Annotated in this window: 19 protein-coding genes; 11 read left to right on the forward strand and 8 right to left on the reverse strand. The window is 69.9% G+C overall.

Going from position 1 to position 22,707, the window contains the following annotated elements; genetic code table 11:
- The first annotated feature begins 22 nt into the window (after positions 1–22).
- From BM349_RS05290 to ligD, 7 genes are all read left to right on the forward strand, one after another.
- Entirely contained in the window at positions 23–3,079 is a 3,057-nt protein-coding gene (locus BM349_RS05290; protein WP_091703996.1) for a hypothetical protein, read from the forward strand.
- Between the two features lie 79 nt (positions 3,080–3,158).
- Positions 3,159–5,621 (forward strand): ATP-dependent helicase, encoded by a 2,463-nt coding sequence (locus tag BM349_RS05295; protein ID WP_091704000.1) that lies wholly within the window; start codon positions 3,159–3,161, stop codon positions 5,619–5,621.
- Between the two features lie 51 nt (positions 5,622–5,672).
- The gene (locus BM349_RS05300) at positions 5,673–6,749 is read left to right on the forward strand and encodes an SseB family protein (protein ID WP_091704003.1); all 1,077 of its coding nucleotides are present in this window, start codon (positions 5,673–5,675) and stop codon (positions 6,747–6,749) included.
- Positions 6,750–6,839: 90 nt separating this feature from the next.
- Positions 6,840–7,256, forward strand: a complete 417-nt coding sequence (locus BM349_RS05305; protein ID WP_254773734.1) for an ArsR/SmtB family transcription factor — start codon at positions 6,840–6,842, stop codon at positions 7,254–7,256.
- On the forward strand, positions 7,253–7,729 hold the full coding sequence (locus tag BM349_RS05310) for an SRPBCC family protein (RefSeq protein WP_091704010.1): 477 nt from the start codon (positions 7,253–7,255) through the stop codon (positions 7,727–7,729). Before BM349_RS05305 ends, BM349_RS05310 begins: the two co-directional genes overlap by 4 nt.
- On the forward strand, positions 7,726–8,325 hold the full coding sequence (locus tag BM349_RS05315) for a dihydrofolate reductase family protein (protein ID WP_091704014.1): 600 nt from the start codon (positions 7,726–7,728) through the stop codon (positions 8,323–8,325). The genes BM349_RS05310 and BM349_RS05315 overlap by 4 nt, the downstream gene beginning before the upstream one ends.
- Positions 8,326–8,372: 47 nt before the next feature.
- The gene (ligD, locus tag BM349_RS05320) at positions 8,373–9,419 is read left to right on the forward strand and encodes a non-homologous end-joining DNA ligase (protein ID WP_091704019.1); all 1,047 of its coding nucleotides are present in this window, start codon (positions 8,373–8,375) and stop codon (positions 9,417–9,419) included.
- A 61-nt stretch (positions 9,420–9,480) separates the two neighbouring features.
- Here ligD and BM349_RS05325 read toward each other — a convergent pair whose 3' ends face one another.
- From BM349_RS05325 to BM349_RS05340, 4 genes are read right to left on the reverse strand one after another with little or no spacing between them, the layout of a single operon-like run.
- A complete protein-coding gene (locus tag BM349_RS05325; protein ID WP_091704022.1) occupies positions 9,481–10,527 on the reverse strand; it encodes an ATP-dependent DNA ligase in 1,047 nt (348 codons plus the stop codon).
- 34 nt (positions 10,528–10,561) lie between these two features.
- Entirely contained in the window at positions 10,562–11,386 is an 825-nt protein-coding gene (locus BM349_RS05330) for an alpha/beta fold hydrolase (protein ID WP_091704025.1), read from the reverse strand.
- Positions 11,383–11,877 (reverse strand): SRPBCC family protein, encoded by a 495-nt coding sequence (locus BM349_RS05335; protein ID WP_091704029.1) that lies wholly within the window; start codon positions 11,875–11,877, stop codon positions 11,383–11,385. Before BM349_RS05335 ends, BM349_RS05330 begins: the two co-directional genes overlap by 4 nt.
- Complete coding sequence (locus tag BM349_RS05340) at positions 11,874–12,188, reverse strand: ArsR/SmtB family transcription factor (RefSeq protein WP_091704033.1); 315 nt, start codon at positions 12,186–12,188, stop codon at positions 11,874–11,876. Before BM349_RS05340 ends, BM349_RS05335 begins: the two co-directional genes overlap by 4 nt.
- Before the next feature lie 140 nt (positions 12,189–12,328).
- Here BM349_RS05340 and BM349_RS05345 point away from each other — a divergent pair, with 140 nt between their 5' ends.
- Positions 12,329–13,066: an SDR family oxidoreductase gene (locus BM349_RS05345; RefSeq protein WP_254773735.1), complete on the forward strand. Its 738-nt coding sequence runs from the start codon at positions 12,329–12,331 to the stop codon at positions 13,064–13,066.
- Positions 13,067–13,081: 15 nt separating this feature from the next.
- Here the strand turns inward: BM349_RS05345 and BM349_RS05350 are convergent, their stop codons facing one another.
- From BM349_RS05350 to BM349_RS05360, 3 genes are read right to left on the reverse strand one after another with little or no spacing between them, the layout of a single operon-like run.
- Positions 13,082–14,284, reverse strand: coding sequence for an acyl-CoA dehydrogenase family protein (locus BM349_RS05350; RefSeq protein ID WP_091704041.1), 1,203 nt, complete (start codon positions 14,282–14,284; stop codon positions 13,082–13,084).
- Position 14,285: 1 nt separating this feature from the next.
- The gene (locus tag BM349_RS05355; protein WP_254773736.1) at positions 14,286–15,350 is read right to left on the reverse strand and encodes a phosphotransferase family protein; all 1,065 of its coding nucleotides are present in this window, start codon (positions 15,348–15,350) and stop codon (positions 14,286–14,288) included.
- 44 nt (positions 15,351–15,394) lie between these two features.
- Complete coding sequence (locus BM349_RS05360) at positions 15,395–16,069, reverse strand: TetR/AcrR family transcriptional regulator (RefSeq protein ID WP_091704044.1); 675 nt, start codon at positions 16,067–16,069, stop codon at positions 15,395–15,397.
- A 126-nt stretch (positions 16,070–16,195) separates the two neighbouring features.
- Here BM349_RS05360 and BM349_RS05365 point away from each other — a divergent pair, with 126 nt between their 5' ends.
- From BM349_RS05365 to sucD, 3 genes are all read left to right on the forward strand, one after another.
- Positions 16,196–17,728 (forward strand): FAD-dependent oxidoreductase, encoded by a 1,533-nt coding sequence (locus BM349_RS05365; RefSeq protein ID WP_091704047.1) that lies wholly within the window; start codon positions 16,196–16,198, stop codon positions 17,726–17,728.
- A gap of 84 nt (positions 17,729–17,812) precedes the next feature.
- A complete protein-coding gene (gene sucC / locus BM349_RS05370) occupies positions 17,813–18,976 on the forward strand; it encodes an ADP-forming succinate--CoA ligase subunit beta (RefSeq protein WP_091704050.1) in 1,164 nt (387 codons plus the stop codon).
- A gap of 30 nt (positions 18,977–19,006) precedes the next feature.
- Complete coding sequence (sucD, locus tag BM349_RS05375) at positions 19,007–19,909, forward strand: succinate--CoA ligase subunit alpha (protein WP_091704053.1); 903 nt, start codon at positions 19,007–19,009, stop codon at positions 19,907–19,909.
- Positions 19,910–19,932: 23 nt separating this feature from the next.
- Here the strand turns inward: sucD and BM349_RS05380 are convergent, their stop codons facing one another.
- Positions 19,933–22,647 (reverse strand): hypothetical protein, encoded by a 2,715-nt coding sequence (locus tag BM349_RS05380; RefSeq protein ID WP_091704056.1) that lies wholly within the window; start codon positions 22,645–22,647, stop codon positions 19,933–19,935.
- Positions 22,648–22,707 lie beyond the last annotated feature (60 nt).

A 22,707-nucleotide genomic window follows, 5' to 3' on the forward strand; every position in this document is an offset into this window, starting at 1 on the left:
CACCACCGGCTAGCGTGAACCCATGACAACGGCGACACGGCGAGCGGTGCTCGCCGTCGTCACGATCGTCGTCCTGGTGGCGCTCGGTGCCGGCCTGGGACTGGTGGTCGGCGATGCGCTCGGCATCCGCACGGAGCCCGCTGCGCAGATGGAGCCCGCTGCGCCGGTCGTCCCGGCCGGGACCGCGGTCGTGCCCCCGCCGCAATTCACGCGGATCGAGGCACCGGACGGGGTCCGGGTCGATGTCGCCCTCGAAGAGCTCGCGGATGCCGTCGCCGACGCGGCCGGCACGGAAGGATCGGCATCCCTCACCGTCGTCGCAGGGAACGGGGACCCCGCCGACGAGACCTACCGGCTCGGCGGGACCGCCGAGGCATTGCGCATCGAGTCCGTCAGCGACACTGGGGCGGTGCGCGGCATCTACGACCTCGCCGCTCAGGTGCGCGCCGGCCGCTCGGTCGCCGAGGGTCTCGGCCAGGACGTCACGTCACGGCTGCCGTTCCGCATGGTCGACATGGGCGCGGTGGCGGTGACCCCCGATCCGGCCGAGTGGGAGGCCGGCGACGACTATTCGCACGCCTCCAAGGCGTTCGCCGACGTGCTGCTGCGCGATCCGCCGTACATCGATCCGGAGTCGCTCGCCGACGCCTACGACGACTTCGACGTGTTCATCCGCCACTCGCTGGCGAACGGCTATAACGCAGTGGCCTTCCCGGGACTCGTCGAGTACCTCACCTTCGACGACGCGCCCGACGGGCCGGTCTACGCCGAGGGGGACGATCACCGTGCGAAGGCCCTCGCCCTCCGCGAGGCGTTCGCGCCGTTCTGGGACCGTGCGGACGAACTCGGCATGAAGGTGTTCCTGCGCACCGACATGCTCACCCTGACCACGCCGCTCGAGGAGTACCTCACCGACCGGTTCGGATCGCTCGACACGGCGAACCCCGAGCTGTGGGACGTCTATGCCGCGGGGCTCGACGAGCTCTACGCGGCGGAACCGTCACTGGACGGCGTGCTCATCCGCATCGGCGAGGCGGGACGCGTCTACGACGTCGAGGGATGGGACGTGTACTCCGCGCTCGCGGTGACCTCCGTGGACGCGGTGCGCACGATGCTCGAGACGCTCACGGCGCAGGCCGAATCGACCGAGCGCGAGGTCATCTTCCGCACCTGGAGCGTCGGCGTCGGCGCGGTGGGGGACATGCACACGAGCGACACCTCGTACGAGGCCGTGCTCGGGGGGATCGACTCGCCGGCGCTCATCGTCTCAACCAAGTACACGCTGGGGGACTTCTACAGCTGGCTGCCGCTGAACGTCACGCTCGAGCAGGGGCAGCAGCGTCGGATCGTCGAGTTCCAGAGTCGTCGCGAGTTCGAGAACTTCGGAGCCTTCCCGAACGACCTCGGGCCGGAGTACCAGTTCGCGCTGCAGACGCTGCTCGCCGCGAACGAGGACATCGAGGGCATCTGGACCTGGACGCAGGACGGCGGCCCCTGGCGCGCGGGCCCGATGACCCTGTACCTGAAAGCCGGGTTCTGGCAGCTGTACGAGCTGAATACGATGCTGGCCGCGGACCTCGCGCGCGACCCGTCCGCCGATGTCGGCCGGGTGACGCAGGACTGGGCACGCGAGTGGTTCTCGGACGACCCCGCCACCGTCTCGGCGATCGTCGAGGCGATGGCCGTGTCGCGACCGGCGATCGAGCAGGGCATGTACATCGAGCCGTTCGCCGAGCAGCGGGTGTTCGCGATCGGGCTGGAGCCACCGCCCATGATGTGGATCTTCGAGTGGGACATCCTCACCGGCGACTCCGCGGTGCTCGATGTCATCTACGCGATCTCGCGCGATGCGACCGGCGGCGACATCGAGCAGGCCATCGCAGGCGGCGAGCAAGCGCTCGCGGACGCCGAGCACATGCGAGAACTCATCGAGACCAGCGATGCCGCGACCTGGCACGACCCGGCGATGCGGGACGCGTTCCTCGGCACGATGGACTACGAAGTCGACGTGCTCGGCATGCTCTCGTCGTATCGGGCCATGATCCTGCACCAGGCGCAGTGGCACGACACGCTCTCGTCGGACGCGTACGCCGCCTGGGAATCCGACCGCGACGAGTTCGAGGCGCTCGCGGCCGCGCACGTCGAGCAGTACGCCGGCGACATCGACTACCCGGCCTACAACCTCACGGCAGCCGAACTCGGCGTGCAGCGAGCCGATCGCGACCTCGCCATGGCGTGGCTCGCACGCGGGCTGCTCGTCCTGGCCGGACTGTGGGTGGTGATCGGCGTCATCGCATCGCGCACCCGGCTCGTCCGCCGGCCCGGAGCCGCGGCGGCACGCGCGGCGTGGCTCGGTGCGACCCGGCCGTGGCGCGCCCGGGAGTCCACGCTCGGTCTGCTGCCGCTGGATCGCTGGCTGCTGCTCGGCATCCCCGCCGCGCTGCTGGTCGCGACCCGCGCCGTGCAGACGTCGTTCCTGTCGTGGACGCACCTCGCGGTGGTGCTGGGCGCCTGGCTGGTGTTCATCCTCGTCGTACGGCTGCTCGTCGGCCGCCGCTCGCCGTGGCCCGTGATCGCCGCCGTCGGCGGTGTGGTCGTGCTGCGCTGCATCGTGACGCTGCTCGCGCTGTCGGTGACCGGCCCGGGCGGATACTGGTTCTCGTTCTGGACGGAACCCACCCGCCGCACGGTGTACGTCGCGATCGCGTTCGCCCTCTTCGTCTGGCTGTTCGTGGCGGCCGCATGGGCGCTCGCCGCCCACATCGGCCGTCGGCGCGCGATCGGCAGCGTCCTCGCAGGCGCCGGGCTCGGGCTCGCGGTCCCGGCCCTCGTGGTCGCCCTCATCGGACTCGAGAAGGCGCTCACGCTGTGGAACGACGAGATGGGGCTGCTGCCATGGGGCCTCGCGCGCATCCTCGGCATCACGGTCTATCTCGACATCCCCGCGGCCACTGCGTGGTACGCCGCCGGGTTCGGCCTCGCGATCGCGGTGCTCGGCATCCTGCTCGCTCTGCCGTACGGGCGAGCGGACCGCCGCACGGGTCCGGAAGCCGAGGCGACCGCGGACCTGATGAGCTAGCCGGGCGAGCCGACGGTCGGTGTCGCGCCCCGCCGGAGCCGGGGTGGCTGTCGGCCTGCGCGCCTAGACTTGAGGGGCTATGACCGACGCCACCACGCCCATGATCATCGTCGGCGGCGACCGCGGACCCGATCCCGCGACCGGGCCGTCGGGATCGGTGCGCCCGGACGAGGATCTGCTCGCGGGCCTGAACCCTCCGCAGCGTGAGGCGGTCATCTACCGCGGGCCGGCCCTGCTGATCGTCGCAGGGGCGGGCTCGGGCAAGACCAGCGTGCTCACGCGGCGAGTCGCCAGCCTGCTGCGGACCCGCGAGGCATGGCCCAGTCAGATCCTCGCGATCACGTTCACCAACAAGGCCGCCGGCGAGATGCGCGAGCGGGTCGCACAGCTGATCGGCGACCGAGCGCAGGGCATGTGGATCTCGACGTTCCACTCGGCGTGCGTGCGCATCCTCCGCCGCGAGGCCGAGCAGTTCGGCTTCACGAAGTCGTTCACGATCTACGACTCCGGTGACTCGCGCGCGCTGCTGAAGCGACTGGTCAAGGAGCACGAGGCGGATGCGTACGGGCTCACGCCGGCCGGCGCGCAGAGCCGCATCTCGAAGCTCAAGAACGAACTCTCGGATGCCGAGTCCTACGCGCGCTCGGCGAACATGACCGACCCCGCCGAGCGGGTGTTCGTCGATGTGTTCAGCGACTACCAGCGGGCGCTGCAGCGCGCGAACGCGTTCGACTTCGACGACCTGATCGGTCAGGTCGTCTACCTGTTCCGGGCATTCCCGCACGTGGCGGATGTCTATCGCCGTCGCTTCCGCCACATCCTCGTCGACGAGTATCAGGACACCAACCACGCCCAGTACGCGCTCATCCACGAGCTGACCCGGCCGATCGGCTCGGATGCTCCGGGATTCGAGTCGAACGGGATGATGATCTTCGAGGCCGACCCTGCCGCCGATCCCGACAAGGCACCGGCATCCCTCACGGTCGTCGGCGACTCCGACCAGTCGATCTACGCGTTCCGCGGCGCCGACATCCGCAACATCACCGAGTTCGAGCGCGACTATCCCGGTGCCAAGGTGGTGCTCCTCGAGCAGAACTACCGCTCGACGCAGAACATCCTGAGCGCGGCGAACGCCGTGATCGGCCACAACTTCGACCGCAAGGACAAGAAGCTCTGGACCGACGTCGGCGCCGGCGAGAAGATCATCGGCTTCACCGGCTACTCGCAGCACGACGAGGCGCAGTTCGTCGCCGATGAGGTCGACGCTCTGCGGCGTGCTGGCACCGACTACTCGCAGATGGCCGTCTTCTACCGCACCAACTCGCAGAGCCGTGCGCTGGAGGAGATCTTCATCCGCTCGGCGGTGCCGTACAAGATCATGGGCGGCACCAAGTTCTACGAGCGCGCCGAGATCAAGGACGCGCTCGCGTACCTGATCGCGGTCTCGAATCCCGCCGACGAGATGGCCCTTCGTCGCATCATCAACAGACCGCGCCGCGGCATCGGCGACGTGACGATCGAGGCGATCAGCCGCTACGCCCAGAACGAGGGCATCACCTTCCGCGATGCGCTCGCCAATTCGTCGGCGCTCGGCGTCGGGCCGAAGATCCAGGCCGCCATCGCACACCTCGACGCGGTCCTGGCCGAAGCAGGCGAGCTCATGCTCCCGTCCACCGGCGAACTCGCCCCGCCGACCGCGGTCGCAGAAGGGCTGCAGCTGCTCCTCGGCAAGACCGGCTACACCGACGCGCTGCGCGCGAGTCGCGACGCGCAGGACGAAGCGCGCGTCGAGAACCTCGACGAGCTCGTGGCGGTTGCCCGCGAGTTCGCCCGCAACAACCCCGAGGGAACGGTCGTGGACTTCCTCGCGGAAGTGCAGCTCGTCTCGGATGCCGACGACCTCGAGGACGCGTCAGGCTCGGTCTCGCTCATGACGATGCACACCGCGAAGGGCCTCGAGTACGACGCGGTGTTCGTGACCGGCGTCGAGGAGGACCTCATTCCGCATCGGATCTCGGCGGGCGAGCCCGGCGGACCGCAGGAGGAGCGACGCCTCTTCTACGTCGGGATCACACGCGCCCGCAAGCGCCTGTACCTCTCCCTCGCGATGACCCGTGCACAGTTCGGCGAGATCTCGGTCGCGATGCCGAGCCGCTTCCTGCAGGAGATCCCACCCGACCTCGTGCACTGGCGTCAGTCGCCGGGCGATGTGAATTCCCGTGGCGGCATGCAATCCAGGGCCCTCAACGCGAGGCGTCCCGGCGGGACCGGTGCGTCCGCCGGCGGCGCACGTCGTTACGGCGAAGACCTCGTTCCCAAATCGACCTCGATCGAACGATTCGCGAACCGCATTCCGGCCCGGGTCCGCGACAACGGAGACATGCAGCTCGCTTCCGGCGACCGCATCAAGCACGACGACTTCGGCGAGGGACGCGTGGATGCCGTCACCGGGGAGGGTGCCAAGCGCGTCGCCCATGTGCGCTTCGACACCGCCGGACCCAAGAAGCTCCTGATCAAGATCGCGCCCATCGAGAAGCTCTGACCCGTGATCCCGCGCCGCAGGCGGCTCGGCACCGCGGGCTACGCTTGAGCAATGGCCCTGTTCTCGCGGCGGAAGAAGACCGACGACGTCGAGGCGGAGGACGGATTCGCCGAATCCCCGATGCCGGCGGCGGCTGAGCCCGAGAGCGCCGATGCCGCTCCCGTCGCATCCGCTGCCGCCCCGACCGCACCCGATGCCGCTCCGATCGCACCGGACGGGCCGACGGAATCCGCGGCATCCGTGGGCATCTCGGTGTCGTCCTACCGCGGTCTCGGAGGGCAGGCGGCGCCGGCTGCGCCTGCGGCCCGAATGGCTCCCGCCCGCGCGCCGGAGGCACCTGTGGCGGCGACGACCGTGCCCGGCATCCGAGACAACGTCGTCCTGCGCGAGGCACTCGCTGCCTTGCCCGTCTCGCCCGAATCCCCCGACCTGCTCGAGATCGCGCGCCAGCTGATGCAGGGGCACCTGTTCCTGCGGGTCAAGGGCGATGCCCGCGAACTGCTGGCCGAGGGGAAGGATCTCCCGCTCGGGGTCGCTGTGGTGGGAGACAAGCAGTTCGTCCTGGCGTACAGCAGCGGTGCGGCGCTGCGCGCGAGCATCGCGGCCGACCGCGATACCGGCACCTCTGCGATGGGGCAGCCGGTGCTCGCGGTGATCCGTCACGTGCTCGGCGGCCCGTACGCGGGACTGATCATCGACAATTCCTCCGCTCCCGCCAGGGCGGTGCTGCCCCGCGAGCTGCTCGAGAAGCTGCTGGAGCAGGCCGACGAGACGCTCGAGGTCAAGACATTGCTCGCGGGTGATCGCACCGACGCCACGGCGGGTGCGGTGGTGGAAGCGCTGACCCGCGTGAAGTTCTGGGTCGCCGTGAACCGGTCCGAGGAGGGGCGGTTCGGTGTCGCGGAGGCGCGGTCGCAGGACGGCGCCCGCCTGATCGAGCTGTACTCGCACCCGCTCGAGGTCGCGTCGCTGCGGCGCGGCGACCAGGCGGCGCCGATGACCGCCGCGCAGCTGGCCGGGGCGCTCCGCGCCGACGAGGCACTCGACGGTGTGATCGTGGATCCGGGTGGCCCGTGGATCCGCCTCTCGCGCTCCGACCTCGCGCCTCTGATCGCACTCGCCGGCTGACCGCCTGTCATCTTGCACGGAAGGGTTGACGCTCGGATCTGATCGCGGTATCGTATTCAATCAATTGATTGATAAATGAATGAGTTGATTATGCCCATCCCCATGTCTCCGCCAGGCAATGCCGACGCGTCGCCCGCGGACGTGGGGAGCGAGGGGTCGTCCACGCTCGACAAGGCGTTCGCGGCTCTCTCCGACCCGGTCCGCCGAGCGATCGTGGCGCGGCTGAGCCGGGGATCGTCCACGCTCGGCGAGCTCGCCGAGCCGTTCGCCATCACGCTCCAGGCAGTCTCGAAGCACATCAGCGTGCTCGAGGAGGCCGGGCTCGTGTGGCGCACGCGCGACGCGCAGCGCCGACCGGTCCACCTCGATGCGGCCGCACTGCAGCGGCTCACGGCGTGGATCGATGGATATCGGCTCCAAGCAGAAGCGGCCTACCGGCGCCTCGATGCCGTGGTCGCAGCATCCCCCGTCGAAGCAATCCCACCTGACAAGGAGAAGGAATCATGAGCAATCCCGTCGTCATCGATGCGGCTCCAGGCCAGTCCTATGCCGACATCACGCGCGAGTTCGAAGCGCCTGTGGAGGCCGTCTTCCGCGCGCACGCCGATCCCGACCTGTTCAAGATCTGGATCGGGCCACGCACCGAGAACACCGTCATCACGCACTGGGACTTCCGCTCGGGCGGCGGCTACCGCTTCGAGCAGTCCAACCCGGACGGGACGTTCGCCTTCCGCGGCGTGTTCCACACGGTGATCCCCAACGAGCTGATCATCCAGACCTTCGAGTACGAGGCCTGGCCGAACGAGGTCAGCCTCGACAACATCCGGTTCGAGAGCCTGCCCGGCGGTCGCTCCCGCATCGTCGACCACAGCGTGTTCCCCACGGTCGAGGTGCTCGAGAGCATGATCCGCCAGGGCATGGAATACGGCATGCGCGAGGGCTACGAGAAGATGGACGAGCTGCTGGCGGCGGGGTCATGAGCGGCCTGGTGGTCACATCCGCCTCGATGTCGCTGGACGGCTTCGTCGCGTACGAGAACAACGATCCCGGGGCGCTGTTCGACTGGTACGACGCCGGCGATGTGGAGGTCCCCAATGCCGGCACCCTGCCGCCGTTCCACCTCACACGTGAGAGCGCGGACTACTGGAGGGAGTGGACCGGCTCCCTGGGCTGCCTCGTCGTCGGTCGTCTGCTGTTCGACATCACCGACGGATGGGGCGGGGAGCATCCGCTCGGAGTGCCGTTCGTCGTGCTGACGCACGAACCGCCCGCCGACTGGGCGCACGCGCACACCGGCAACGCCCACTTCGTCACCGAGGGAATCGAGGCGGCGGTCGCGCGAGCGAAGGAGATCGCCGGTGACCGCAACGTCGGTGTCGCCGCGGGAACGGTCGCCGGTCAGGCGCTGGCCGCCGGACTGGTCGACGAGGTCGGAGTCGATCTGGTCCCGATCGTCATGGGTTCGGGGCACCGCTATTTCGAGGACATCGAACCGGCGGACGTGAAGCTCGGCGATCCGACGGTGATCATTCCGGCGCGGAGCGTGACCCACCTGCGGTATCCGGTCGTGCGCTGAGGGGGGCCGGGGTGACGGATGCCGGAACCCCGGCCTAGGCTCCTGACATGGCGAGCGAGCGCATCACCCTGACCGTGCCCGGACCGCAGGGCGATCGCGAGGTGGGGCTGTCCAGCCCGAACCGCGTGCTGTGGCCCGAACTCGGAATCACCAAGCAGGAACTCGCCGAGTACGTGATCGCCGTCTCGACGCCGTTCCTCGCGGCGAACGGGAATCGACCGGTCTCGCTCGAGCGATTCCCGGATGGCGTCGTCGGCGAGGCCTTCTTCTCGAAGAACCCGCCCAAAGGCACGCCGGACTACGTCGAATCGGTCATGGTGACATACAACAGCGGGCGGCGGCATCCACAGCTCGTCCTCACCGAGCCGGCGGCGATCGCGTGGGCTGTGCAGATGAACACGATCGTGTTCCACCCTTGGGCATCGCTCGCCGACGACACCGACAACCCGGTCGAGCTGCGCATCGACCTGGACCCGCAGCCGGGGACGGACTTCTCCGACGCGGTTCCGGCCGCTCATGGGCTGCGGGCAGTCCTCCGCGACGCAGGGCTCGAGGCGTGGGTGAAGACCAGTGGCAACCGCGGCATCCACGTGTTCTGCCCGATCGAGCCGGCGCACGAATTCCTCGATGTGCGGCACGCGGTGATCGCGGCCGCCCGCGAACTCGAACGCCGGATGCCGGAGAAGGTCACCACGAGCTGGTGGAAGGAGGAGCGCGGCGAGCGCATCTTCGTGGATTTCAACCAGGCGAACCGCGATCGCACGATGGCCGGCGCCTACAGTCCCCGCGCGCTGCCGACCGCGACCGTGGCGACGCCGGTGACCTGGGAGGAGCTGGACGGCGTCGATCCGGCGGGCTTCACGGTGCGGACGGTGCCGCAGCGGATGGCCGACATCGGCGACCCGTGGGCGGGGCTGCTCGAGAACCCGGGCCGTATCGACACGCTGCTGGAGTGGTGGGAGCGCGACCTGTCCGAGGGGCTGGGGGAACTGCCGTTCCCTCCGGACTTCCCGAAGATGCCGGGCGAGCCGCCTCGTGTCCAGCCGAGCAAGAAGAACCCGGAGAACTGGACTGAGGACGGCCAGGCACGCTGATGGCGGAGCGTGCCGTGTCACTTCGCTCGCTCAACGACCGGACGGCCGCTGAACCTCCGGGTCAGTCGAGCACCGCTCCCACGTCGTAGGCCGACACGGACTCGAGCTGCTCGTACGTGCACGAAGCGGGGTCGCGATCGGGCCGCCATCGGTCGAACTGCACCGTGTGCCGGAACCGCCAGCCCTCGAGCTGGTCGTAGCGCACCTCGAGCACGCGCTCTGGTCGCAGGTGCACGAAGGACGAGTCGCGATCGGGTGCGGAGAACCGGGACTTCTCTCCCTCGCTCTTGACTGCGGCGCCGGCCTCGTCGCGCTGGACGAGCGGTGCCAACTCGTCGATGAGCTCGAGCCGCCGTGCGTTGGTCCAGGCCGACACGGCCCCCACCGGGTAGAGGATGCCGTCGTCGGAGTACAACCCGACCAGGAGGGATCCGACGCCTTCCCCGGACTTGTGGATGCGGTAGCCCATCGCGACGACGTCGGCCGTGCGCGCGTGCTTGATCTTGAACATCGTGCGCTTGTTCGGAGCGTAGGGCTGCGCGAGCGGCTTCGCGACGACGCCGTCGAGCCCGGCCCCCTCGAACTCGCTGAGCCAGCGACGCGCGGTGTCGGCATCCGTGGTCGTCCGCGTGACGTGGATCGGATGCGGCAGCCCGGCGAGCAGATCGACGAGCTGCGCCCGCCGCTCCGAGAAGGGCTCCGGCTGCAGGTCGCGATCCCCGCGGGCGAGGAGATCGAACGCGATGAACATCGCCGGCGTGGTCTCGGCGAGCATGTTGACGCGGGATGCCGCAGGGTGGATCCGCTGCGTGAGCGACTCCCAGTCCAGGCGCTGCGCGCCGGGCTCGCCCTTCGGGACCACGACCTCGCCGTCGAGAAGACACGGCTCGGGCAGCAGCCGTGAGAACGCCTCGACGAGCTCCGGGAAGTATCGCGTGAGCGGCTTCGCTCCACGGCTGCCGATCTCGACGGTCTCGCCGTCCCACGAGACCAGCCCGCGGAACCCGTCCCACTTCGGCTCGTAGCTGAGGCCGCCGGGGACCTTGTCCTGATCGGGGACGTCCGGGACGGACTTGGCGAGCATCGGCGCGGGGATCTCGTACGGCATGGGTCCATCCTGGCCCGGACCGGCGACAGGCGCGCTATGCGAAGCGGTCGATGATCCGCGCCGCGATGCTCGCGGGCGACATCTGCGGCGAGCCGTGGTGGGCGCCCTCGAGCGCCTCGTACTCGGCTCTCGGGAGGGCAGTGGCCAGAGCCCTCCCGGTTCTGTGGAAGAACGCAGGGCTCTTCGAGCCGACCAGCACCAGCAGCGGGGCGCTCAGTCCGCTCCAGCGCTGCGCGGGGAGCGGTTCGCCCTGCTGAGTGCCTTCCAGCACGGCGAAGTCGAACCGGAGCGTCGGCGTCAGCGCCTTGGCATCGCGCCACAGCGGAAGAACCCGCATGACGGCCACCGCGGCGGCCGGCATCCCGATCGCCTCGTGGAAGAACGCCTTCGCGGCACCCGACCGGTCGCCCGCGGCGACGCATGCCGCGATCCTGGCGGCAAGGTCGACGGGGACGGGAGGCCGGGAATCGTCGCAGATGTAGGGCGGTTCGAACGCGACGACGGAGCTCACGCGATCGCCGAGCCGGGCTGCAGCCTCGATCGCCAGCGCGGCGCCCGACGAGGATCCGAAGAGGATCGCACGGCCGCCGGCCGCCTCGATCAGGGCGGCCAGGTCTTCGACCTCGCGGGCGGGATCGGCCGCATCCGGCTCCTCGTCTCCGCTCGCCCCGCGCCCGCGGCGGTCGTAGCTGATGACCGTGAAGCGCGACGCGAGCGCCGCGGACAGCTTCGCCGATCCGGTGTGGGTGGACAGGGCAGGGTCGACGAGGATGATCGCCGGTCCTGATCCTGCGCGGAAGAAGGCGATCTGCGTGCCGTCGGCGGAGCGAACGGTCGTCGGGGTGTCGGTGATGGTCATGTCGTGCTCCTCAGGCGATCGTCGAGTCGGTCGAATGCGCCGGTCCAGCCCTCGACGACTCCCATCGCGAGGATCCTTTCCAGCCGGTCGACCGAGGTGAAGCGGGTGCGCATCACGAGCCGGGTGCGCCCGGGTTCCATGCCGATGAACTCGACGGTGACCGCCTGCGACTCGGGGTCGAGGTCCGCACCGGTGTCATCGGAGAAGCCCTCGACGTAGGAGAGCGCGGATCCGGTGATCACCTCGGTGTAGATGGAGCGGATCCACACCTCGGGCGGCTCGCCGGTCCGGCCCATGCCGAAATGCCACAGGCCGCCGGGTCGAACATCGAGCGACCGCACCGTGGTGGCCCACCCCTCGGGTCCCCACCAGGCCTCGAGTTCGGCTGCGCTCGTCCAGCTGCGCCAGACTGCGTCGACCGATCCCCGCAGGTCGCGCTCGAGCACGAGCTCCCGCAGCTCGAGGTCCTTGGAGACGAGCAGACCGCTCATGAGCCGCCCTCGGATCGGTCGAGGTGCGCCTGCAGTCGATCCAGTCGCGCGTCCCACAGCTCGCTGAAGGTGTCGAGCCAGCGATCGAGCTCGGCGAACCTGGTCTGCTCCAGGGCGTAGATGCGTCGCTTGCCGTCGACGCGGCGGCCGACGATCGCGACGTCGCTGAGCACCTTGAGGTGCTTCGAGACGAGCGGCTGGCTCATGCCGGTCCGGACCACGATGTCGGTGACCGAACGCGGTCCGTCTCGCAGATACTCGACGATCGCGAGGCGATTCGGCTCGGCCAGTGCGGCCAGTGTCTGGATCATGTCATCAAAATACCCGAGAGTTATATGAACTGCAAGATATGTGAAGAGAACGAGCCGGCGCGACGACGGTGTACCGTGACCGAATGCCGCGCGAGGACGCGCATGGCTCGACCAGGGCGGACGTCGCAAGGGAGTGCACCGTGGACAGATTCACCGGACGGGTGGCGTTGATCACCGGCGGCAGCCGCGGCATCGGCTTCGCGATCGCCCGTCGGCTCGTCGCCGAGGGCGCGGACGTGGTCATCACCGGCCGCAAGCAGGAGTCGCTCGATGCCGCGGTCGCGCAGCTGGGCGGACATGCCAGCGCCGTGGCCGGGAAGGCCGATGACCCGGTGCACCGTGCCGACGTGTTCGCGCACGTGGCGGCGCAGCACGGGCGCCTCGACCACCTCGTCAACAACGCGGGCATCAACCCGGCCTGGGGGCCCGTGCTGGATATCGACCCGGGCGTCGCGCACAAGATCCTCGCGGTGAACGTCATCGCGACGCTCGAATGGACGCGCGATGCCGTCACCGCCGGGCTCACGAGGTCGGTCGTCAACCTGTCATCGGTGAGCGGCCTGAGCGCGAGTCCGAACATCTCGTTCTACGGGGTCTCCAAGGCCGCAATCATGAACCTGACGATGCAGCTGGCCGAAGAGCTCGCGCCGTCCATTCGCGTCAACGCCGTCGCTCCTGCGGTCGTGAAGACCGACTTCGCGCGCGCGCTCTACGAGGGTCGCGAGGCGGAGGTGTCGGCGGGGTACCCGCTCGGCCGCCTCGGCGATGTCGAGGACGTCGCCGCCCCGGTCGCCTTCCTGCTCTCCGACGACGCCGCCTGGATCACGGGGCAGACGATCGTCATCGACGGAGGGCTCAGCATCCGGTCGCTCGTGTGAGGCCCGCCGGGCCGGTCAGCGGCCGAACTCCGCCTTGCCAAGGGCGCTCAGATGCACCTCGTCGGGTCCGTCCGCCAGTCGAAGCGCCCGGGCCCCGGCGAACATCTCGGCGAACGGCTGATCCGCCGACAGACCCGCTGCCCCGAACACCTGGATCGCCCGGTCGAGGATCTGCTGCACGGCGCGGGGAACGGCGATCTTGATCGCCTGGATCTCGGTCATCGCCGCGCGGTTGCCGACGGTGTCCATCAGCCAGGCGGTCTTCAGGACGAGCAGACGCAGCGACTCCAGCTGGATCCGCGATTCGGCCACCCACTCGCGCAGCACGCCCTGCTCGGCCAGGGTGCGGCCGAATGCGACGCGGGTGAGTGCGCGCTCGCGGACGAGCGACAGCGCACGCTCCGCCATTCCGAGGGCGCGCATGCAGTGGTGGATGCGGCCGGGACCCAGCCTGGCCTGCGCGATCGCGAACCCCTCGCCCTCGCCGCCGATGAGGTTCGTCGCAGGCACCCGCACCTCGTCGAACGCGATCTCGGCATGACCGCCGTGATCGCGGTCGTCGTACCCGAACACCGTGAGCGGACGGACGATCTCGACGCCCGGCGTCGACCGGGGCACGAGGATCATGCTCTGCTGCCGGTGTCGCGCGGCGTCCGGATCCGTCTTGCCCATCACGACGAAGATCGCGGCATCCGGGTTCATCGCGCCGGTCGACCACCACTTGCGGCCGGTGATGACGTACTCCTCGCCATCGCGACGGATGCGGGTCGCGATGTTCGTCGCGTCGGAGGAGGCGACCTCGGGTTCGGTCATGCAGAACGAGGAGCGGATCTCGGCGTCCAGCAGCTGCCGGAGCCACCGATCCTTCTGCTCGGCGGTGCCGAACTCGGCGAGCACCTCCATGTTGCCGGTGTCGGGCGCCGCGCAGTTGAACGCGATCGGGGCCAGCCGCGGGCTCCACCCGGTGAGCTCGGCCAGAGGCGCGTACTGCAGATTCGTCAGCCCGGCGCCGCCGGCCCCGGGAAGGAAGAGGTTCCACAGCCCGCGCTCGCGTGCGCGCGCCTGGAGTTCGCGCACGATGGGGCGCGTGCCCCACTCGTGCGGCGTCGCGGCGACCTGCGCGGCGAGCACCGGCTCGGCCGGCAGCACCTGCTCGTCGAGGAACGCGCGCACCTCGCCGATCAGCTCGGTCGTGCGGGCATCGTGCGCGAAGTCCATCTCAGTGCCTTCCCGCGCCCAGCCGCCGCAGTCCCTCCGCGGCGATCGGCTCGACCAGAGCGCCGATGCGGTCGAATCCGGCGCCCACCGTCTCGCCCGAGCGGTAGCGGTAGTGGATGCCCTCGGCGATCACGCCGAGCTTGTAGGCGGCGAATGCGCCGTACCAGGCGAGATCGGGCACGGCGATGCGGGCCCGTTCGGCGTACGCGTCGACCAGCTCGTCGAAGGACGGATAGCCCGCCGCCGGATCGATCGCGCTCGGCAGCGCGCCGGCCGCGCCGGGGAGAGCGCCGGCGTTCCAGTACAGGCCGAACATGCCGAGGTCCACCAGCGGGTCGCCGATCGTCGACATCTCCCAATCCAGGATCGCAGCGATGCGCGCGGAATCGCCGGCACCGGCGACGATAGCGTTGTCGAGGCGATAGTCGCCGTGCACGAGCGTCGTCCGCGCAGACGCGGGCATGCGCTCGGCCAGGTTCTCCTGCAGCCGGTCGAGGGTCGGCAGCTCCCGCGATCGGGACGCGTCGTACTGCCGATGCCACGTGCGCAGCTGACGCTCGAGAAAGCCCTCGCCGCGACCGAAATCACCGAGCCCCACATCCTCGGGGTCGACGCGGTGCAGGTCGGCCAGGACCTCGGCGAGACTCAGGCCGACCTCGCGCAGCGCTTCCGGGCTGAATCGGGCGTTCTGGCTCGGCCGCGAGAGCACATCGCCCTCGACGAACTCCATCACGAAGAACGGGGTGCCGGTGACGGCGGAATCCGACGTGTCGTCGACGAGGTCCACCGCCGGCGGCACCGGTACGGCGCTGCCGCGCAGGGCCGAGACGACCCGATGCTCGCGGCGCATGTCGTGGGCGCTCGAGAGCACGTGACCGAGGGGCGGGCGTCGCACCACGAGCGGGACGCGCGGGCCGTCGATGCGGTAGGTGAGGTTGCTCTTCCCGCCCGCGATCACCGCAGCGGTCAGCAGTCCGCCGACCAGGTCGGGATGCGCGCGCTCGAGCCATTCGCCCAGTCCGGCGACGTTCAGGCCCGGTGGATCGTCCTCGCTCGACTCGGTCACGATCGGCGACTCCTTCGTCGTGCAGTCCTCATCGATCGGCGGCGTCAGCCGTCGAGGGCGGTGCGCACGCGCCGCGTCATCTCGGCCGCGGGCATGGATCTCGGGAACACGGCGACGACGACGTCGTCCTCGGCCGGGGCGACACCGTCCGGATGCACGCCGTACCGGCGCATCGCGTCGTCGAGCGCCCGCCGCAGGGCGGTCAGCGGCACGCGCTTCGTGCCGCGCAGCAGTCGCCGCAGCACGTGGTTGTGCAGGGCGGTGACCAGCGCGGCGAATCCGACGGCGTCCAGCGGGTCGATCTCGGGCAGCGAGCGGCGCAGGTACTCGTCGAACTGGCGCTCGTAACGGAAGACCGTCACGATCTCGCGTTCGCGCAGCGCGGGGACCTGACGCACGATCTGGTAGCGCAGCCGGGCCACCTCGGGGTCGTGCGCGAAGTGCAGGAAGACCCGCTCGGATGCTTCGCACACGGCGACCCAGGGGTTCGGGTGGCCGCGCTCGAGCCACTCGCGAAGCTCGTCGAGCAGCACCTCGTGATCGGCGAAGACGACGTCCTCCTTGCCGCCGAACTGCCGGAAGAACGTGCTGCGCGACACCCCCGCCGCCCGCGCGATCTGCTCCACCGAGGTCGCTTCGAAGCCCTGCCGCGCGAACAGCTCGAGTGCGGCGGCGACGACGGCGGTGCGCGCGACGGACGGGGACGGAGTCTCACTCATGATCGACAGAAGCCTAGACCCGCGGATGCCGCGGGCCACCGCATCCGCCGGGCGCTGACTGCCGGCACCGCCGGTCGCAGCTGTCAACCCGTGGACAGGAGGGCCGCGCGCGCGTTGACTGGATCGATGACCTCCCTGTGGCGGGCTGACGGCGCCGTGGTCGCCGGATCGCCGTTCATGCCGGGCGCGCACCGCGACGTGATCGTGGTCGGCGCGGGGATCACCGGCCTGTCGACCGCGCTGATGCTCGCTCGCCGTGGGCTGGATGTCGCCATCGTCGAAGCCGGAGAAGTCGGCAACCTCGCCACCGGCGGCAATACGGGCAAGCTCTCCCTGCTGCAGGGGAAGGTGCTCTCGACGCTGCGCAGGCATCATCCCGCATCCCTGGTCCGCGCCTACGTGGACGCGAATCGAGACGGCGCGCAGTGGCTCACGGACTTCGCCGACGAGGTCGGCCTGAGCTACACGCGGCGGACGGCGTACACGTACGCGCAATCGGCCGAGGGCGTCGACGAGGTCGAGGCCGAGCGCGCCGCCGCCCATGAGGCAGGCCTCGCGGTGCGCCGGGTGCTGCCCGACGGGCGGGAACCCTTCCCGATCGTGGATGCGGTCGCACTCGACGATCAGGTCGCGATCGATCCGCAGGCGGCGGCCCTGGCGCTCGCGCGGGCGTTCATCGCCGCAGGCGGAACCCTGCACACCGGTACCCGCGTGATGCACGTCGACGTCCTGCCGGACGCCGTCGTCGAGACCGCCGCCGGGTTCGCGACGGCGCGCCACATCGTGCTGGCGACTGCCGCGCCCATCACGTACCGCGGGTTCTATTTCGCGAAGACCCGCGGACTGCGCTCGTATTGCGTCGCGTTCGCCGTGCCCGGCGATGTCCCCGACGGCCTCTACCTGTCGGCCGACGGGCCCACACGATCGCTGCGGTCGGTGACTGCGGCCGACGGTCCGGATGAGCTCGCATCTCTGGTCGTCGGCGGAAACGGGCATCCGGTCGGACGCGCAGGGTCCGAGCGGGCGCTCGTCGACGACCTGATCGAATGGACGACGGCGCATTTCCCCGGGGCGGAGCCGCGCATGTCGTGGTCCGCGCAGGACTACGAGTCGCACAATCTGGTGCCCTTCGTCGGCGCGATGCCGCAGGGTCTGGGCAAGGTGCGGCTGGCCACCGGATTCGGCAAATGGGGACTCTCGAACGGACCCGCCGCCGCGCTGCGGCTGACTGCGGAGATCACCAGGGTGCCGTCGCGCGATCGCCCGGAGTGGATGGGGACCATGGCGCACCGCTTGACGGTGCCGGCCGACTTCGGGCGCGGCGGCGTGGAGAACATCCACGTCGGGTGGGCTGCGGCGACCGGGTGGGCGGATGCCCAGCGAACCCCGGTTCCGGTCGCGCAGCCGGAGGAGGGGCAGGCAGTCGTCGCCTCTCGCGGGGGCCACCCGATCGGCATCTCGACCGTCGGCGGAACGACGCGGGCGGTGAGCCTCGTGTGCACCCACCTGGGCGGCGTCCCTTCGTGGAACGACGCCGAGTGCACCTGGGACTGCCCCCTGCACGCGTCGCGCTTCGCGCCCGACGGCACGAGAATCGAGGGTCCGGCATCCCGCGACCTGCCACGGCTGCCGCGGTCGGGACCCTCGAGCCACCGGTAGTAGGCTGGGAAACCGGTCGATATCTCTCGACGTCAAGACGCTTTCCGCGTCATTTCCCCTGTCGCCCCAGCGAAGGATCGCACTGTGGATCTGTACGAGTACCAGGCACGTGACCTATTCGAGAAGTACGAGGTTCCGGTGCTCGCCGGGCTCATCGCGGACACCCCGGAGGAGGCCCGCGCCGCCGCTGAGAAGATCGGCGGAGTCGTCGTCGTCAAGGCCCAGGTCAAGACCGGCGGTCGCGGCAAGGCAGGCGGCGTGAAGGTCGCGAAGACGCCGGATGAGGCGTACGAGGCAGCGAAGGCCATCCTGGGCCTGGACATCAAGGGCCACGTCGTCAAGCGCGTGATGGTCGCCGCAGGCGCGCGCATCGACAAGGAGTACTACTTCTCGGTGCTGCTGGACCGCGCGAACCGCGCGTACCTGTCGCTCTGCAGCGTCGAGGGCGGCATGGAGATCGAGGAGCTCGCTGTGGAGCGCCCCGAGGCCCTCGCTCGCGTCTCGGTTGACCCGCTCACCGGAATCGACAAGCAGAAGGCCGTCGAGATCGCCGAGGCGGCCGGGTTCGCACCCGAGCTCGTCGACAAGGTCAGCGACGTGTTCGTCAAGCTCTACTCGGTCTACAAGGGCGAGGACGCGACGCTCGTCGAGGTCAACCCGCTCGTCCTCACCGAGGACGGCGAGATCATCGCCCTGGACGGCAAGGTCACGCTCGATGAGAACGCCGACTTCCGTCACGCGGGCCACGCGCTGCTCGAGGACAAGGATGCCGCCGACCCGCTCGAGGCCAAGGCCAAGGAGAACGACCTCAACTACGTCAAGCTCGACGGCCAGGTCGGCGTGATCGGCAACGGCGCGGGACTGGTGATGTCGACACTGGACGTCGTCGCCTACGCCGGCGAGAACCACGGCGGGGTCAAGCCCGCGAACTTCCTCGACATCGGCGGCGGCGCCTCCGCCGAGGTCATGGCCGCGGGACTGGACGTCATCCTCGGCGACCCGCAGGTCAAGAGCGTGTTCGTGAACGTCTTCGGCGGCATCACCGCGTGCGATGCGGTGGCAAAGGGGATCGTCGGCGCACTCGCCGAGCTCGGCTCGACGGCGACCAAGCCGCTCGTCGTGCGCCTCGACGGCAACAAGGTCGACGAGGGGCGCGCGATCCTGCGCGACGCCAACCACCCGCTCGTCACGCTCGCCGAAACCATGGACGAAGGCGCCGACAAGGCCGCCGAGCTCGCGAACGCCTGATCGCCCGCGAAGAACAAGGACTTCAGAATCATGTCGATCTTCCTCAACAAGGACTCCAAGGTCATCGTCCAGGGCATCACCGGCGGCGAGGGCACCAAGCACACGGCGCTCATGCTCAAGGCGGGCACGCAGGTCGTCGGCGGGGTCAACGCCCGCAAGGCGGGCACCACCGTGCTCCACCACGACGCCGACGGCAATCCCGTCGAGCTCCCCGTCTTCGCATCCGTCGCGGAGGCGATCGAGAAGACGGGCGCCGACGTGTCCATCGCATTCGTGCCACCCGCCTTCACGAAGGACGCGATGGTCGAGGCGATCGATGCCGAGATCCCGCTGCTGGTCGTCATCACCGAGGGCGTTCCCGTCGGCGACACCGCGGAGGCGTGGGCCTACGCGCAGTCCAAGGGCAACACGACGCGCATCATCGGGCCCAACTGCCCCGGCATCATCACCCCCGGCGAATCGCTCGTCGGCATCACTCCTGCCAACATCACCGGCAAGGGGCCGATCGGACTCGTCTCCAAGTCGGGCACCCTGACCTACCAGATGATGTTCGAGCTCCGCGAGATCGGCTTCTCCACTGCGATCGGCATCGGCGGCGACCCGGTCATCGGCACGACGCACATCGACGCGCTCGCCGCGTTCGAGGCCGACCCCGAGACCAAGGCGATCGTCATGATCGGCGAGATCGGCGGTGACGCCGAGGAGCGCGCGGCCGACTTCATCAAGGCGAACGTGACGAAGCCGGTCGTGGGCTACGTCGCCGGGTTCACCGCTCCCGAGGGCAAGACCATGGGTCACGCCGGCGCGATCGTGTCGGGCTCCGCGGGCACCGCGCAGGCCAAGAAGGAAGCCCTCGAGGCCGCCGGCGTCAAGGTCGGCAAGACGCCGTCCGAGACCGCCGACCTGATGCGCGAGATCATCGGCTCGCTCTAGGGGAGTCCCCTCCTCAGCTCGCGTCACTCCTGCTCGAGCTGATCACGCAGCTGTGTGACCGCCTCCTCGTACTCGGCCACCCGGTAGTACTCGCCGTGGGTGCCGACCTCGACCATGTAGCCCGACATGTCCAGTTCGCTCGCGTAGCGGTCGACGTGGTTCTGCCAGCCCGGGCCCGTCGGCGCGGTGCTGAACGCGGGATAGCCGAGATAGTCGGTGAGACGCCACAGGCTGATCCACCGCACCTTCGGCAGCGGGACACCATCCGCATCGCGAGGGAGCAGAGCGCCGGTGAGGCGCCCGATCGGGGGCCGGACGGCGGCGGGGGAGCCGGCGGCGGGCGGTGACGGATCGAGCGGCTGCCGCTCCCGGCTCTGCTGCTCGGCCAGATCGGCGGCCCACGGGTCTGCATCCGAGAACCGGGGAGCGGCGCAGGAGTGCGTTCCGATGACATCGGGGCCGAGGAGCTCGGGGAGCATGCGGCCGAAGAACGGACGCAGCTGCACGCCGAAGGTCAACAGTGCGATGCGGTGCAGATTCCGGCGTGTGTCCGCCGAACTGGCGAGCAGGCCCAGAGCCGAGACGGAGAGCACCGCGCCCATGCTGTGCGCGGCGAGGATCGCGCGATGCGTGTCATCCTGCGAGAGCCAATGGTGCAGCCGCCCGGCGATCTCGGGCACTGCCCGCTCGGCGTAGCACGGCGGGCCGAACGGGTGCCCGGTCCTCGGCAGGAAGCACGTGATGTCCCACACGATGCCGAGCGGCCGCGAGCCGCCGGAGGTCGCGCCCGCGGCGAGCACCCCGACCAGGATGATCCCGATCCAGGCGAGGCTGAACATCCCGACATCCAGCGCCGCCACGATCACGTCGCGCCAGAACCCGGTCAGCCCGCCCCACAGATCGCTTCTGGTGACGTAGGACCAGCAGGTCCACACGATGGCGCACACGATCGCGCAGACGAATGCGATCGTCACAGCCCAGACCGCGGGTTCCACCAGGTGGAGGCGGGCCGCGCCGGCCCGCTTGTCGACGATCCGGCGCAGCAGCGTCGGCTTCGACGGAGGCAGCACGCCTCCGCTCGGTACGGACAGCTCGTCGGGCACGGTGGGCGGTTTCGCCCCGCCCCGCGCCGGGGGCTCCGAGGTCGGCGCGGTGCGCCACAGCACGCCTCGCGCGGTGAGGTCGCGCCGCCGCCGGAAGACCCGCAGGAGGACGTAGAGGACCGCGACGACGAGCCCGATGACGATGAGCGTGCCGAGTGCGACGAAGCTGCGCGAGATGTGGATGCTGGATGACGCAGCGCCGATGAGCGCCGACGGACCGTTCGCGCCGTTGAGGAAGTCCCCGGTCGTGACGACGACGATCGCGCTCGTTGCGAGCGCGACGGCGAGCGAGATCGTCATGAACACACCCGGGCCACGGCCGGACCACGCCGTCTCGGCGTTCCGGCTCACCGGAGGGCGCCAGGCGAATCCCGAGATCGCGACGACAGCGCCGGCGATCGCGAGCACGAGCAGCGCCATGCCGGCGCCGTACAGGCGCTGCGGCGGCACCACCGGCGTGGGCAGCACGGCCAGGCCGAGCAGGACCACGCCGAAGACGACGCTCGAGCCGACGAGCAGCCACTTGCTGAAGCGGTTCGACGAGTTGCCGCTGACCTGCTCCTCGGTCTGGATCGTCATGGTCGGCAGCCTCCACGCGAGGACGCATGCCGCCGCCAGGCCGAAGGCGCTGCCGGCGACGATCAGCAGCGCCGGCCAGAAGCTCCACGGAGGTGCACCGTCGCGGAAGCACGCGTCGAACGCGACGCCCCGGCACTGCGACTGCCACCCCATGGAGGCCTGCAGGCCGACGAGGAGCAGCGTCAGGCAGATTGCGGCCGAAAGGTGGGTCCGCGCGAGGTAGCGGGTCATCCGGTTGGACCAGAATCCGGGCTGGGAGAGCACGGCATCCGCCGAGCCGGACTCGGAATCGGCGGTTCCGACACCGCCCTCCATGCCCGGCAGCACGTCGTAGCGCACCTGAGAGACCGATGACACGATCCAGAGCACGATCACCGCGGCAACCGGCGCCAGCGCGAAGAGGGCGAGTCGCCTGCCCCCGGTCCAGTCGGCGAACACGCCGAAGAAGCCCTCGAGGGGTCCGCACAGAGAGGCCTGCGCGGCGCATTGCGCGGCACCGACATCGAGCGCGAGCGTGGCGGCGGTCGTGGTGAACAGCAGCGTCAGGATGAGGCCGAAGAGGCGTGCGGCGCCGGCGGTGCGGCGTGATCGCCTGCCGGCGACGGTGGCGGTCCACGACCGCCAGCCCTCCTCGCCCTCCGGAACGACGCTGAGATGACGCGTCCACTGCGCGGCGTTGCCGATGCTGAACGGCAGGATGATCGCGTAGAAGATGCGCGCGAGCACCCCGACGACTTTCCCGGCCGCGCCCGGACCGCCGAAGTTCGGCGTGGTGCGCACCATCCCGCCCCACGAGTACGCCTCCCGGGCGATGCGCTCGGGAACATGGCCGCGCTTTCCGATCCTGTCGGGTGCCCGCATGGCGGCCAGCGCCGCAGGCGTCGGCTGCCAGAACGAGCCGAGGGTGTCGCCGGCCGCCAGCTCGATGCTCTCGAGCGGCAGGTCCAGCAGGGCCGCGGGCGTCGTGTTGTTCACCCCGTGCACGCGCAGCTCGAGAACTCGCGTCGCCGGTCTCGGTGACGCCGCGCCGGTCGTGGTGCTGCTCGGATCCGTCATGGCGTCCCCACTCGTCGCCCGATCCCCCTGGCCGTCATGGTAGACCGCGAGACCCGTGCC

The organism is Microbacterium sp. cf046, from assembly GCF_900114345.1.
Lineage (GTDB): Bacteria > Actinomycetota > Actinomycetes > Actinomycetales > Microbacteriaceae > Microbacterium.